Genomic DNA, 13,676 nt, shown 5'->3' with positions numbered 1-13,676 from the left:
TGGCAGGGCCCGCGGGCTGACTTTCGGCTTGCTCATGTACCGGCCCTTTATGGAAAGGGCGGAAACAAGTGCCCCGTAAAAGCGCCTCACCGAGCTGCCGCGCCATGAACACTACCCGTGCGACATGTGCATAACAACGGCGCGTGGGAGAAATTCCGCGCCACAGCACTTTCCCCTATTCCCTTCCGGCATTCCTTCCCAATTCCTTCCGGATTTCCTTCTCACTGTTCTTCCGGTCAGATTTCCCTGAGTTTTTCCTGGCGCACACACTGCCCGGGTGGTGTGCTGTGCGCGGGCGCGTACCTTGACCGCGGTCCGAGCAGCATTCGGCCCGTGAACGCGCAGCCCGAGACCGTGTCAGCGCAGCCGAGGCCGAAGGGGGAGCCCGATGCTCGGAACGTCCGCCGGCGGGGGACGGCACGCTGCGTTCCGGCCTCAGAGGGCGCGGAACGCCTCGGGACCTGCCCCATTGGTCGGCGCGAAGGTCCTGGCCTTCGACAGAGCCGTTGTTTCCACGCGGCTGATCACCCCCGAGGTACGGCGCAAACGAGCCAGCAGTTCCGTCGCCTCGTGGTCGGTCAGCAGCAGCGATTGGGCGATCCTGCGGTCACTGTGGCCGCTTCGCACCATCTCCAGCATCTGGTGCTCGGTCACCGACAGGGCGGGAGTCATGGGGGGCGAAGGGCGGGGCCAGATCCCCGCTGCATTCAACGCCCGGCGCACCCGACCGGCCAGAAGGACACTGCCGCAGGTGTCGGCGAGCTCCAGTGCCTCGGTCAGTGCCCGGCGTCCGCGATCGCTCTCACCGGTCCGCGTCAGGCCGGCTCCCAGTTCGAACCACGTACGGGCCAGCTCCAAGCGTGCCGGTGGACGTTCCAGCGTGGTCACGGCTTCTTCCAGCAGAGCCAGTCCTTCCCGGCCTCCCGTCACCACGCCCAGACAGCGCAGCGCCGTCCCGATCGCTCGATCGGTGCCCCACCGGTGAGCCAGCTCGACTTCCTCGGTGGCGAGCTCACGCGCCTCCCGTTGCCGTCCGAGCGCCAGCAGACAGGTCGCGGCCTGCGACCGCCAGGGCATCATGGCGGGATTCGTGACGTGCGCGTATCTCTCCTGAGCCCCGTAGTCCAGCAGGACGGCGAGGGCGGCACTGTGTTCGCCCCGTTCCGCCAGCAGGCGGCTGCGCACCAGAAGCGTCGGCCCCTGCCAGAGCCACCCCGCGTGCCCGCTTTCCGCTTCCGAGGCCAGCGCTTCGGTCGCCAAGGCCCATTCACACCGCTCGATCAGCGATTCACCCACCAGAGCCGTCATGCCGAGCCCGACTCTGCGTTCGAGCCCCCCGGCGGCCTCTTGACCAGGGTGTCCGAAGTCCGGAGTGAGCCCGACCTGTCGGCCACGGCGGGTGCGGACGGTCAACTGCCACATCATGGCCGCGGAAACGAGCCGGAAGGAGCCCCACCGCTCCCCCAGGCTTGCCACCTGGGCGAACCGCGCCGCCGCGTCGTCCAGGCGGTCAGTGGTCACGTATCCCATACCGGCAAGACTGACGAGCATTTCGGCGCCGTCCCTGACGGCGATCCCGCCTCGCAGCGCCCGGTCGAGAAGGTCGTTGGTGACCGCGGCGCTTGCGTCCCCCGTGACGGCCGCGGCCGACAGCGCCGCCAAAACCGCGCACTCTCCGGGTGTGTCACCGGGCAGGTCGTATGCCCGTAGTTTCTCGGCGTGCCTGCGGGCCACCGCCAGTGTGGACATGTCCTCGTAGCCGATCAGCAGCATCTGCGCCTGCAGATACCACGACACCTCTCGGCCGAGCCCGGTGCCGTCATCCGCCTGGTGCAGCTCTTCGACGGCTCGCGCGAGCACGTCGACGGCACGTGCGTGCTCGTGCCCGCCGACGAACAGGACACCGGCGAGCACGTGGGCGGCCTGTGCCCGCGCGTAGGGATCCGTCAGCGTCGAGAGAGCCTGCGTCAGGTGGTGCATGGCCGCCGTATCGTCGACCAGTGCTTCAGCGGCGCCCAGTTCCAGCAGCAGAGGACCTTGTTGTGCGACGGTCATGGGTTCCCGCAGTGCCCGGCGGAGGTAAGTGGCGGTGGCCGCCGGGGCTCCCCGGCTGCGTGTGAGGCGGGCCGCCTCCCGTAGTGTGTCCACCCTCCACTGCTCACCGCTGGGTTCAGCCAGCAGGAGATGGGTGGCCACCCTGTCCCCCGCCGCCCCCTCGCGCTTGAGCAACTCTGCTGCCCTCGCGTGTCCGGTGGCCAGCTCGACGGGTCCCATCACGGCGTCGGTGATCGCCCGGCGGATCAGGGGATGGTCGAACCGCGGCACGTCACCCGGTGCCAGGACGCCGATCCTCTGCAAGCGGTGACCCTGCTCCTTGGCCTCCGCCTCGGCCAGTCCCGCGAGTTCGGCCGCGATGTGCCAGGCGACCCCGTCTTCGAGCACCACGAGAGACCGGGCCAGTTGCCGGACCGCCTCCGGCTGGCTGCTGAGCCGCTCCACCACGGTTACGGCCAGGATCTGACCCTGGAACTCGGCGACCCGGGCAGCGTGTTCGGCGCTGGGGGTGACCGCGTGGTCGGCCAGGGTACGCAGCAACTCGCGTAGCAGCAGCGGGTTTCCCTGCGTCGCCGCCGTGCAGGCGGAGACGAACTGCGGATCGGCGTCGTGCCCCAGAGCCGTCCGCACCATTGACGCGACGCTGTCGGCAGTGAGCGCAGGCAGCCCGATCTTCCTGCAGTGCGGCTGTGCGGCGATGCGTTGCAGCAACGGCTGGGCCTCTGACCCGGTGCCCGCACGTGCCGCCAGCACCACCATCAACGGCAGGCTGCGCAGCCGCCGCACCACATACTCCAGCCAGCGCACCGAAGGCCCGTCCGCCCAGTGAACGTCGTCGATCACCAACGCGAGCGGCCCGTCGTCGGTGACATGCACCATGAGCCAGTACAAACTGTGCAGGACACTCAGCGTCGACTCCGCTGACAGCCCTTCCTCTCCCCCACCGGTGCCCTCCACGCGCAAGGCGTGCGACGCCGGTTCGGCGGGTCCCGAGAGCAACCGTTCCCGCCCCGCGTCATCGGTGCGCGCCAACAACGGCTCGGCCAGCTGCCGGACGACCGAGAAGGCGAAGTCCTGCTCCAGCTCTGCGCCACTGGCCCGCACCACCCGTAGGCCTTGCTCTTGCTCATCGGCCGCCCAGGCGTTCAGCAGGGAGGTCTTCCCCATACCCGCGTCCGCCCGCACCAGCACCACTGTGCCCTGACCGGCACGCGCCGCCCGCGCCGCGCGCGCCAGCACCGCCAACTGATCGGTCCGCTCGGCAAGAGCAGCCCTCGTCTCCTCACCGCTGGTAGCCGAAGGAGCAGGCGGGCCGGAGCGCCCGGCCGTGAGCAGGGCGGCGGCGTCGGCGCCCTCCAGCCCCAACGCAGCGACCAGCATCTGCACGGTGCGCCGTTGGGGCCGGTCGCGACGGCCCCGCTCCAGGTCCCTGATGGACCGTGCGGTCAGCCCGGCCGCCTCGGCCAGCTCCTCCTGCGTCAGGTGCGCCGCACGGCGGAACTTCAGCAGAGCCTCACCGAACGCTTGCAATGAACACCACCGTCGGTAAGGCGTCGACCTTGCACCGCCACCGCAACGAGCACGGCCACCCTTGCTCGACCACCACAGCGCCCCCTCGGCGGCCACCATCCCCCGCTCCTCGCTACGCCGTTCGGGCGGAGGCCGGCCGGAGCGACCGTGTCCACGGTCCTACCTGTTGCTAACAGGAACCGGACCATACCGGCGATCTCCAAGCCGCCCAAGGGAGCCGGACCGGTTTGGCGTCTTTCCGACGGTACTTGTACGGCGAGGACTCCATGTCGGCTCGAAGCCCGGCCAGGACCCGGTCGAACTCCTCGTCCCGCGGCCGTTCACCGTGGTGCGGAGCGTCGATCGCGACGACCGCGAACCCCTCGGAGGCGTAGTGGCGGGCGCGGGCTACCACCCCGGGGGCGGCCTTGTGCTGCCCGCCGCCGTGGCCGAGCAGGATCAGCGGCAGAGTGCCGAAGCCGCCGTCGGGCATCCACAGGATGCCGGGGACCTCGCCGAGGGTGAAGTGCTGCTCGGTGACGCCGTCGGACGACGACGTGGAAATGAAGTGCATGGGCGTTTGGAGCCTTTCGGGACCTGGTGCGGGCTCCTCAGCTAGGCCATGCGAAGGAGGGGGGAGGGAGTCCCGGACTGTCACAGTGTTGATCGAACTCACCTCCTCGAATGCGTGGTCGTGCACGGCGACGCCGAAGGTGCCACAGCGGGCACCCCTCCCAACTCGCCTGCTCGTGTCGCTACTTCGTCGGCGCGCTTGGCGACGCGCGGTGCGGGGAGGGTTGGAGCACGGTGGACCCGACCCACCCGCGCGGGCCGGAATCACGGCGCGGCCGCACTGACCTGGCCGCCCCGCGGGCGGACCCCGGTCACATCCAGACGGGCCCCACCCGTCACAAAGGGCTTGTGTACGCCCTTGAAGTCGGCTTGAGTGCGTGACCGTGACCGCGTTGAATGATCTTGTACGGCCGGACCGCTACCCCCGTTCCTCCCGCTACGACCCCGCTTGGCTGGTCGGCCTCGACATGGGCCCCAACCCGTTGTGGCTCTTGGAGGACCTGTCCCAGAACTTCGACCTGCGCCCTGGCATGAGGGTCCTCGATCTGGGCTCCGGCAAGGGCGCCACGTCAGTGTTCCTCGCCCGCGAGTACGGGGTCCACGTCGTGGCCGCCGACTGGTGGATTCCTGCCGAGGACGCGGCCGCCGTCTTCGCCGAGGCCGGAGTCGCCGACCGGGTCGAGGCGGTACGGGCGGAGGCGCACGTCCTGCCGTTCGAACCGGAGAGCTTCGACGCGATCGTGAGCATCGACGCCTTCGAGTACTTCGGCACGGCGGACGGTTACCTGCCCTACCTGACGCGCTTCCTGCGCCCGGGGGGCCAACTGGGCATCGCCACGCCCGCCATGACGCAGGAGGTCCGCGAACTCGGCGCGATCCCCGCCCACGTCGAGCGTGTGGTCGGCTGGGAGGCCATCGCCTGGCACACCGCCGAGTGGTGGCGCTTTCAGTGGGAGATCACCGGGCTCGTCGATGTCACGTCCGCACGCCTCCAAGGGGATGCCTGGCGCGACTGGCTGCTGTGGAGCCGGGCCTGCGCGGAGCAGCGCCCCGACGGCGCGGCGGCACAGCAGGCCGTGATCGACATGATCACCGAGGACGCAGGCGAATACCTCTCCTTCGCCCTGGTGACGGCTCGCAGGAAGTGACCCGGCACTCGGAGAGAGCGGTTGCCATCCGCACAGCCTGCCTCGGTGGGGGTGCGGTCGACGACTTCTGCTACGGTCGCGACGGCGTGCCCAACGCGCGCGAACACGGTTCCGGATCAGGGAGGTTGATGAATATGGCCGTCACCGGCCTTCCTCGTCATGCCCTTTTCCGGTCCGCGCGCTGACGCGACGCGGCCCGGTCGTTCCGAACGATCTGGAGACAAGCGTGCGTTTCGCACTCTCGAACGACCTCACTGAACTCACCACCGAGCGGCTGGTGCTGACCACGTGGACGGCCGAGGCCGTCGGTGCCGTCCTCGCCGGAGTCGACCGCCGGCCGGCCCACTGGGCCGCGGACTTTCCCGCCGACGGCGACCGCGTCATCGCAGGGCTTCTCGAAACGAACCCTGACTGGCTCGGCGTATACGGCCACCGGCTGATCACCGAACGGCGCACCGGCCTCGTCGTCGGTTCGATCGGCCTGTTCTGGCCGCCCTCCGACGGCGTTCTCGAGCTCGGCTACGGCGTCGTCGCCTCCCATCAGGGCCGCGGCTACGCCACCGAGGCCGCCACGGCACTCGCCGCGTTCGCCCTCGGCGCGCCCGGGGTCCACGCCGTGGTCGCCGGCGTCGCACTGTCGAACCCGGCCTCCGTCCGCGTCCTGGAAAAGGCCGGCTTCGACAGGTTCGAGACCGTGCCCGCTGAGGACGGTGGTGAGCTGGCTCGCTACCGGATGACCACGGTGCCGGAGCTCCGCCACGCATAGGCTGTGCCGGCCGGCGGCACCGGCCCGACGCACTTCTCGCCGACCGCTCCCGGCGCCACTCTGGCACGCAAGGTATTCGGTTGTGTCCACCGACCATGGCGTCGGACGTGTCGGTGGATAGTCAGAGACCTCCGGGGCCGGCACGCCACCCCGGAGGAACTGATTTCGTCTCGCTCGCCTGAGCAGCGCGTCTGCGGCCCAGATGAGGAGCGGCCCGCGCAGCTTCCGCGTTGCCTGCGGAGCGCTGTTGGGGACACGACGCTACTGTCCCCGATCCGGAGGCAGCCGGACACTCCTTCCTGCACCGGGTGGCGGCCGCCTACCGGCTGCACGCCACCGACCTGGCGGGAGCGTGGCGGTGGGCAGCCCGCTGCACCGCCGAAAGCGTGCGCGCCCCGACGGCGAGGTGCTGCTGGAGGAGGCGGCGCAGCAGCAGCTGGCCGGCTGGTGCCGGACGCCTGCGGCGCATCTGGCGTGGGCGTTGCCTTCGTGGACTGCGGGGGCCGGCCGGCCGCGCTGGTCGGGCACGGCCACAACGGGGACGGGCAGGGGCGGTTGCGGGTGCCGCCTGGTGGGCGTGGTGGTCTGTGGGGGGGTGCGGCAGGCGTCGGCCCGGCCATTCAGGGGTGGTCGATCAGGTGGGCGATGCCGTCGAGGATGCGGTCGAGGCCGAAGTCGAGTGGGTCGCCGCCGTGGGGGTCGAAGGCGCCGGCGGCGATGGCCGCGGCGAGCGCGGGGAAGCGGTGTCCGTGGCGCTCCAGTACTTCGCCGGCAAGCCGGTTCCACTCCTCGTTGCCTTCCTCGTCCGCATGGACGAGCTGCTGGGCGAGGCTGCGGATGTGGCCGATGATCAGCAGGACGGTGTCGTGCTGCTGCGCGGCCGTGAGCCCGGCCGGGGCGAGGGCGTTCAGCGCAGCGTCGAGCCAGGCGAGCTGGTTGGGGCCCATGAGCTGTCGGCGCATGGCGGTGGCGGTCAGGATCCAGGGGTGGCGGCGGTAGAGCGCCCAGCACTGACGGGCCCACTCGGTGAGCCCTGCGCGCCAGCCGTGCGCTTCGGCGACGGCTTCGGAGGGGACGCCGAGGGCGGAGTCCACCATCAGGTCGGTCAGTTCGGCCTTACCGGGGAAGTACCGGTACAGCGCCATGGTGGTGACGCCCAGGTCGGCGGCGACGCGCTGCATGGAGACCGCGTCCAGGCCTTCCGCGTCGGCGATCGCGACGGCACCGGCGACGATGCGTTCGGCGGTCAGTGAGGGCTTCGGGCCGCGCCGCGGCTGCTCCTGCTCTCCCCACAGCAGCGTCAGGCTCGCCTTCGGGTCGCGCTTCTTCTCCCTGCTCGCCTTGCTCACAGCCATGCCCTCCTTGGTGTGTTCCGGCTGGTGATTGACGCTCCGTCATAACTGTGTATAACATACACTCAATTGCGTATCCGATACACAGTTCTGGGGGGTAACCGTGATCAGTGCCGTTCTCATCGCATCCGCCGCCGCTCTCGCCGCGCCCGTCGCCGGAGCCCTCGGCCACCGCCGGCTCAAGCAGGCCGCGGGCGCACGGCTGATGCGGATCGACACGCCCAGCGGCATCGACGAGCAGGGGTTCGTGCGCATCGGCGGCGTCGAGCAGTGGATCTCGGTCCGCGGCGACGACCGCGACAACCCGGTCGTGCTGGAGATCCACGGCGGACCCGGCGCCTCCAACGCCATCTACGGACCGCGGACCCGAGCCTGGGAGAAGCACTTCACCATCGTCCGCTGGGACATGCGCGGCACCGGAAAGACCCTTCGCCGCTCCGGCGCCGACCGCCAGGGCGAGCTGAGCTTCGCCCGGATGTACGAGGACGCCGTGGACGTCACCCACCACGTGCGCGCCAGACTGGGCGTCGACCGGGTCGTCCTGGTGGCCAACTCCTTCGGCAGCACCTTCGGACTGCGCCTGGCCCGCCAATACCCCGACCTGTACTCCGCCTACGTCGGCACCGACCAGAACATCCACGACGCCGGCCGCGACGACACCGCCCACCGCGCGCTGCTCGGCCGGCTGCACACCGCCGGCAAGCGCAAGGAACTCGCCGCCCTCCAGGAGACGGGCGCCGACACGCGGACCTGGACCGCCGAGCAGTTCGGCGCCTACGCCAAGATCGCGGCCACCAGCGACCCGCTGACCTTCTCCACCATGAAGTCCGTGGTCATGAAGTCGCTCTGGTTCTCCCCGCTGCACTCGCTCGCCGAGCTCGGCGCCCTCGGCAAGGGCATGAGACTCTCCGAGCAGGTCCTGCCCGCCACTGCCGGCTTCGATGACTGGGCCGACGGCACTGCCTTCGACATGCCGTTCTTCATCTTCCAGGGCGACCGGGACGTCCTCACCCCCACCGAGCGGGCCAAGCGGTTCTTCGACGACGTGCAGGCCCCGCACAAGGAGTTCGCGCTGATCGAGGACGCGAGCCACTTCGCCTCCTTCCGCCACCCCGAGCAGTTCCTGCGCCTCATGCTGACCAAGGTCCGCCCCCTGGTTGCGAACCAGGAACAGGCCGCGGCCACGTGAGGGAGCCGGTTCCGACGGCCAGGGCCCCTCCGGCGTCGGCTGATTGACCCATGATCAACCATCAGGAATGAACCATTTCATGGGCCTTTTCCAATCGTAGAGTTGTGGACGCACGGCCGGGAGGGAACACCGGAACGGCCGCTGAACAGGGGAGATACCACCATGAGCACCAACATGCTGAAGCCCGTCCTGACCCGTGCCGCCGAGGCGGAGACGACCAGTGACCCGAGCAGCACGATGACGCTGCTGGCCGACTGCGGCACCGACGGCAGCCCGATCACCAGTTACCGTTCGGCGTTCGCGAAGGGCGCGGTCGGGGCCCCGGCGCACTTCCACACGCGGGCCTCGGAGCTCTTCTACGTGATCGGCGGCGCGCTCCAGGTCTTGGTGGACGACGAGGTGAAGACGCTGAACGAGGGCGACTTCCTGCTTGTCCCGCCGCACACCCCGCACGCCTTCGCCGCGGCCCCCGGCTCCACGGCCGACGTGCTGTTCACCTTCACGCCCGGCATGCCGCGCTTCGACTACCTGCGCCTGCTCGGCCGCGTCATGCGCGGCGAGGCGAGCCCCCAGGAGATCAAGGACTCCTCCGAGCTGTACGACAACCACTACGTCGACAGCCCGCTCTGGCACGCCACCCTGGAGGCAGCGGCCGAGTAGACCCGGCGCCCCGAGGAAGACCCGGACGCCACCGACCGTCCCCTCACCTCCTGCCCGCTCCGCCGAAAGCAGCGCGCACGAACTGTCCCCCTCACCGCTGCAACCGCATTCCCGAAGGCTTGCATGGCAGGGGTAATGCGGGGGCAAAGGTGGGCCCTAGTCGTGCAGGGGGGCGCCGTCCTCGATGCGGCGGGCGGGGTTGTGTCCCTGCTCCATGAGATCGAGCGCCCACGGCATCGGCTGGGCTCCCTTCGGCCTGGCCATGCCGGGTGCGGGTCCCAGGCGGAAGCCGGCGGGCTGGGGCTTGCCGGAGGCGCTGTAGGGCAGGATCTCCATCAATGAGGGGCCGGGGCTGGGGTAGACGACGCAGTCGGACCACACCGCCAGCGGACACCTGCCGGTCATCGCCGCCATGGCCATCAGTCTGCGGTGCATGGTGATGCGGGCTCTGGAGACGACCGCGGCGCGGATGTCCGGCCGCCACGTGGGACGCTCGAGGGCCGGCCACCGCTCGCCCTCCTGATAGCGCTTGAGGTGGGGGCGTTCGCGCAGCTTGCCGATGCCTCCTTCGACGGTGGCCTCGATGGCCGTGAGAACGGCGGCCAGCGCCGGGTCGGAGGGCACCTGCGCCCGGTCCATCGCCGCGAGGAACTCGGCGTCGGAAAGGTCCCGGGTGACCCCGAGGTCGGCCAGAGTGTCGAGGTAGGCGGTCTGGAGGCGGTCGTGCCACGGCTGCAGATACGGCCCCCTCTCCTCACGCACAAACGCCTGGACGGGCTGGACGTCGTAGCCGAGTTCCTGGGCGTAGGCGACGGTGTGCGTCTCATACCAGGCCGGGGCTCGGGGGCGCCGGCCGGTCGGGGTGAACGGGCTGGGCAGACGGGGATCCACCTCCACGTGGGAAAGGTCGACCAGCCACGAGCCTGGCATCTTGGGGTCGAAGGGCGGCTTCGTGACGTGCACGGGCTCCGAGAGGCCCACGATGAGGCGGTCGGCGGCCGCGCAGAAGGCCATGTTCACCGTCAATCCCACCGCGTAGGGACAGCGGCGTTCCTCGTCGGTCACGAGGCCTGTGTCGCGGACCCACTGGAGCGGCTCCTCCTCCAGGAACCCGGCCGTCCAGCCGGAGGCGACGACCACGGGGTGCTCGGGGCCGGCTTCCGGGGGCGGTGGGTCCATCGGCTCCGTGCCGAGCGATCCCGGGTGAGGGGCGGGCACCCAGTTCCCGGTGCTCTCGTCTCGTACCGGGCGGATGGGTGGGCGCAACGCGGTCATCAGGTCAAGGCCCGCCAGGGCCGGCGAACCCCGCGGGGTGATCACCCGCTGGACGTAGACGCCGAGAGTGCGGGCCATACCGGCCGGGTCCATCCCGGGGACGCCCGGCCAGGAGCGCTCGTCGAAGGCGTTCCACGGCAGGACCGCGATACGGACGCCCTGCCGTCCGCTTGCGGCCGTGCGGTAGACCTTCGTCCATGGGCCGAAGCCGCGGCGTGTGAGGTGCCAGCCCGACTTAGCCAGCTCTTGAACCACCGGATGGTCCCCGGGCAGGCGCCTTGGGTGTTTGCCGTGACGCTCCAGGTGCTCGGGCAGCCCGAGGTTCACGGCCGCGGACGCGGTGAGCACCATCAGTGGATCGGTGTCGCGGCCGTAGCGGTGAAGACGCGGTGCACCGAGCCCGGACTCGGCCACCGCCCACTCCAACAATGCCTGGATCGTGGTCGCCGGGCAGCCGAGCACGACGCCACCACTGCCATAGGCGGCACCGTCACCGTCCAGCACGACAAGCGGACCGTTCTCGAACCGCGGATCCGTCACGACGGGTGTCGCGGGCGGACGCGCGGACGTAGACATGGGGCCGGTCTTGCGTTGGGGTGCCTGTTCGTTCACCGAGCCGGCGGGGCCCGTGAGCGTCTGCATGCCCGGCACGGCCGCAGCAACGGCAGACCCGCGTCCGGCGGGAGCGGGGTACTTCACCGCCCAGCCCTGCAACAGCCGCCGGTACGCCGACAACCGCGGCCCCCGAGGCTCCGACCGGCCGTTCTCCCAGTTCTTCACCGTCTGCGTCGTCGACCTCATCACCCGCGCCAGACCCGCCTGACTGACCCCGGCCGCCTCACGCAAACGCGCACGCTCCCCCAAAGGCGGCAACACCGGCTCCCCCTCCTCAAGCAGCGCATCCACCGCCGCGAACAACTCCACCTCCGACACCACCCACCCCACCTCCCCTCAACACTCAACCTGACATTTTACCCCATTTCAGACATGGCAGGGAGTCGGCAGGGGGGTCAGTGGGACCGGAGGGCCCCCATAACCGGCTCTTGATCCTGTCAATGAGCGAGTTCTGCTTGGCGAAGGCTGCCGAACACAGCCGGGGTCGTCCATCCGCGCAACGTGGCGTGAATCGCCGAGCGGAATGCGGCCTCGGCCGTCGCGGCGTCGAAGGCCCCAGCCAGTTCAAGAGTCACCAGCCCGTGGAGGGTGGCCCAGATCGACAGTGCGATCGACGTTGCCTCGCCGACGAGGACGGACGCTGTCACGGCGCGATCGATCGCCGCGAGGAGCGGACGGATCGGGTCACTGGCACCGACCTCCCCCGACGGGTCGAAGGACTGCACGCCACCGAACAGCACCGTGTACAGGTGGCTGTGTCCTCGCCCCCAGCGACGGTAGGCGACGGCCAGCGCGTAGAGGTCGGCGAGCGGGTCCGCGGAGCTCTGCACCGCCGACACGTCCTGGAACAGGCCGGCGACGGCTCTGTCGCGCACCGCACCGATCAGCCCATCCTTCCCGCCGAACAGGGAGTACACCGCCGTCGTCGACGCCTCGGCGGCAGCCGCCACAGCGCGGACCGTGAGCGACTCCCGCGGACGGGTGGCGAGCATCTCGGTCGCGCACTCCACAAGCCGCTCTTTGACGGCCTCGTCGTTTGTTCTCGGCCTACCCACGGCCAGCAGCCTACCCCCTCTGATAACGTCGTTTTGAAACAGCGTTCTGAAACTGTCGGAGGTCCGCCGTGCCCACGTCCGTCATACGTCTCGTCCGCTTCACCGGACGCTTACTGCTGGCCCTGGCCGCCGTCACGACGCTGGTCGTCGTCTTTCTCGCACTGATCGCCCTCACAGATGGAGCAGGCTCGGGGCTCGCCGCATGGTTGACGACCCTTGGAGTCGGAGCTGTCCTGGCGATGTGGCTGGGGCGGCGCCGCACTTGGCCGGCGCGCCTCGTGCCGTTCCTGCCGGTGGTTGTCGCAGCAGCATTGACGGCGTCGGTCTGTATCCCGACCGTGCCGACGGCCCGGCGATACCCGCCCGCCCTGCCGTTCGTGACCACGCAGCATTGGAGCCTGGCCACAGGCAGCCGGGTAGCGGTGTACCACTACCCGCCCGCGAACCCCGGCACCCGGCATCCGATCCCGCTCGTGTACCTCAACGGCGGACCGGTCCGCGGCATCTCGGTGCTCGACCACCGGTTCCTGCAACTCCTGGCACGCCAGGGCTACGACGTCTACGCCTACGAACAGGCCGGTGGCGGACGAAGCGACCTGCTCCCTATGAGCCAGTACACGATCTCCAGGCCGGTCCGCGACCTCGCAGCCTTCGTCGACCGCCTGAACAAGGGCAAGGTCGACATCCTCGGATTCTCGTCAGGCGGGGCCGTGCTCACCCGAGCCCTGGCCGACCCGAGCATCGCCGCACGCTTGCACCGGGCGATCATCGCTGAGCCCGGCCCCATGGACGGCCCCACCGCACGCACCTCCGGGCACAAGGGCCGAAAATCCGCACGGGGCCTCGCGCCGGCCATGACCGGACCGCGATCGACGCACGTCCCCCGGTACGCCGTGGCGTTCGGCCTTATGCGACTCGGACTCCTCACCCCCGACACCGGACTGATCGGACAGGCCGAAGGCGACAATGCCTTCACCGCCGCAGACCTCGGCAGCGACACCGCGTCCGCCTACTGCGCTCGCGACGCGCACCGCATCCCCGCCGAGGACACTGCACAGAACTTCTCCTTCAGCCCCGCCGCCAGCCTCCGCATCCAGCAGACGGTCAAGGACTCCCCCTCCATCGCCTCGAAGCTGAGGCGCTCCCGGACTCCCGCGATGCTGATGATCGCTGAGTGCTCCTCCCAGCTTCGTCAATGGGAGACCACCGTCCTTGCCAATGACCTCGCCATTCAGCGCACGCAGTACATGCCCGGAGTCGGACACCACATGTGGAACGGCCTGGACGACAACAACGACCGGGCCGTCGCCGTCATCACTGCGTTCCTTCAGGGCAAGCCAGCACCTCTGCCGAACTACCCGACCCGCGACGAGATCCCTACTTTCCTGCACGACCACAAATGAAGACATTTCAGCCCGCAATCGGCAACGGCGCGGGGGGAGAGAGACCGCGAAGCCGCCCCGGCCCTGCGGCATGTAC

At 69.8% G+C, this 13,676-nt stretch carries 10 protein-coding genes; 5 read left to right on the top strand and 5 right to left on the bottom strand.

The window, feature by feature from the left end:
* Positions 1-435 precede the first annotated feature (435 nt).
* Together FHS34_RS37790 and FHS34_RS37785 are read right to left on the bottom strand one after the other, a co-directional pair.
* Positions 436-3,684 carry an ATP-binding protein gene (locus tag FHS34_RS37790; protein ID WP_184974201.1) on the bottom strand — a complete coding sequence of 1,083 codons (3,249 nt, stop codon included), beginning with the start codon at positions 3,682-3,684 and terminating at the stop codon, positions 436-438.
* A gap of 70 nt (positions 3,685-3,754) precedes the next feature.
* Complete coding sequence (locus FHS34_RS37785; protein ID WP_184974199.1) at positions 3,755-4,138, bottom strand: alpha/beta hydrolase family protein; 384 nt, start codon at positions 4,136-4,138, stop codon at positions 3,755-3,757.
* A 382-nt stretch (positions 4,139-4,520) separates the two neighbouring features.
* Here FHS34_RS37785 and FHS34_RS37780 point away from each other — a divergent pair, with 382 nt between their 5' ends.
* Together FHS34_RS37780 and FHS34_RS37775 are read left to right on the top strand one after the other, a co-directional pair.
* On the top strand, positions 4,521-5,285 hold the full coding sequence (locus FHS34_RS37780) for an SAM-dependent methyltransferase (protein ID WP_184974197.1): 765 nt from the start codon (positions 4,521-4,523) through the stop codon (positions 5,283-5,285).
* A gap of 226 nt (positions 5,286-5,511) precedes the next feature.
* Positions 5,512-6,051, top strand: coding sequence for a GNAT family N-acetyltransferase (locus FHS34_RS37775; RefSeq protein WP_184974195.1), 540 nt, complete (start codon positions 5,512-5,514; stop codon positions 6,049-6,051).
* 620 nt (positions 6,052-6,671) lie between these two features.
* On the opposite strand, the gene FHS34_RS37770 is transcribed toward FHS34_RS37775, so the two are convergent.
* Entirely contained in the window at positions 6,672-7,406 is a 735-nt protein-coding gene (locus FHS34_RS37770) for a TetR/AcrR family transcriptional regulator (RefSeq protein ID WP_184974193.1), read from the bottom strand.
* Positions 7,407-7,506: 100 nt separating this feature from the next.
* Here FHS34_RS37770 and FHS34_RS37765 point away from each other — a divergent pair, with 100 nt between their 5' ends.
* Entirely contained in the window at positions 7,507-8,592 is a 1,086-nt protein-coding gene (locus FHS34_RS37765) for an alpha/beta fold hydrolase (protein ID WP_184974192.1), read from the top strand.
* Positions 8,593-8,754: 162 nt separating this feature from the next.
* Complete coding sequence (locus tag FHS34_RS37760) at positions 8,755-9,252, top strand: cupin domain-containing protein (protein ID WP_184974191.1); 498 nt, start codon at positions 8,755-8,757, stop codon at positions 9,250-9,252.
* A 156-nt stretch (positions 9,253-9,408) separates the two neighbouring features.
* Here FHS34_RS37760 and tap read toward each other — a convergent pair whose 3' ends face one another.
* Together tap and FHS34_RS37750 are read right to left on the bottom strand one after the other, a co-directional pair.
* On the bottom strand, positions 9,409-11,463 hold the full coding sequence (tap, locus tag FHS34_RS37755) for a telomere-associated protein Tap (RefSeq protein WP_184974190.1): 2,055 nt from the start codon (positions 11,461-11,463) through the stop codon (positions 9,409-9,411).
* Positions 11,464-11,579: 116 nt separating this feature from the next.
* Positions 11,580-12,197 carry a TetR/AcrR family transcriptional regulator gene (locus FHS34_RS37750; protein ID WP_184974189.1) on the bottom strand — a complete coding sequence of 206 codons (618 nt, stop codon included), beginning with the start codon at positions 12,195-12,197 and terminating at the stop codon, positions 11,580-11,582.
* 68 nt (positions 12,198-12,265) lie between these two features.
* On the opposite strand from FHS34_RS37750, the gene FHS34_RS37745 reads away from it, so the two are divergent.
* Entirely contained in the window at positions 12,266-13,600 is a 1,335-nt protein-coding gene (locus tag FHS34_RS37745; RefSeq protein ID WP_184974188.1) for an alpha/beta fold hydrolase, read from the top strand.
* Positions 13,601-13,676: the final 76 nt, after the last annotated feature.

The organism is Streptomyces echinatus, assembly GCF_014203595.1.
GTDB lineage: Bacteria > Actinomycetota > Actinomycetes > Streptomycetales > Streptomycetaceae > Streptomyces > Streptomyces echinatus.
Note: the sequence above shows the minus strand (reverse complement) of the source record. Positions and strands in the feature narration are given on the sequence as shown.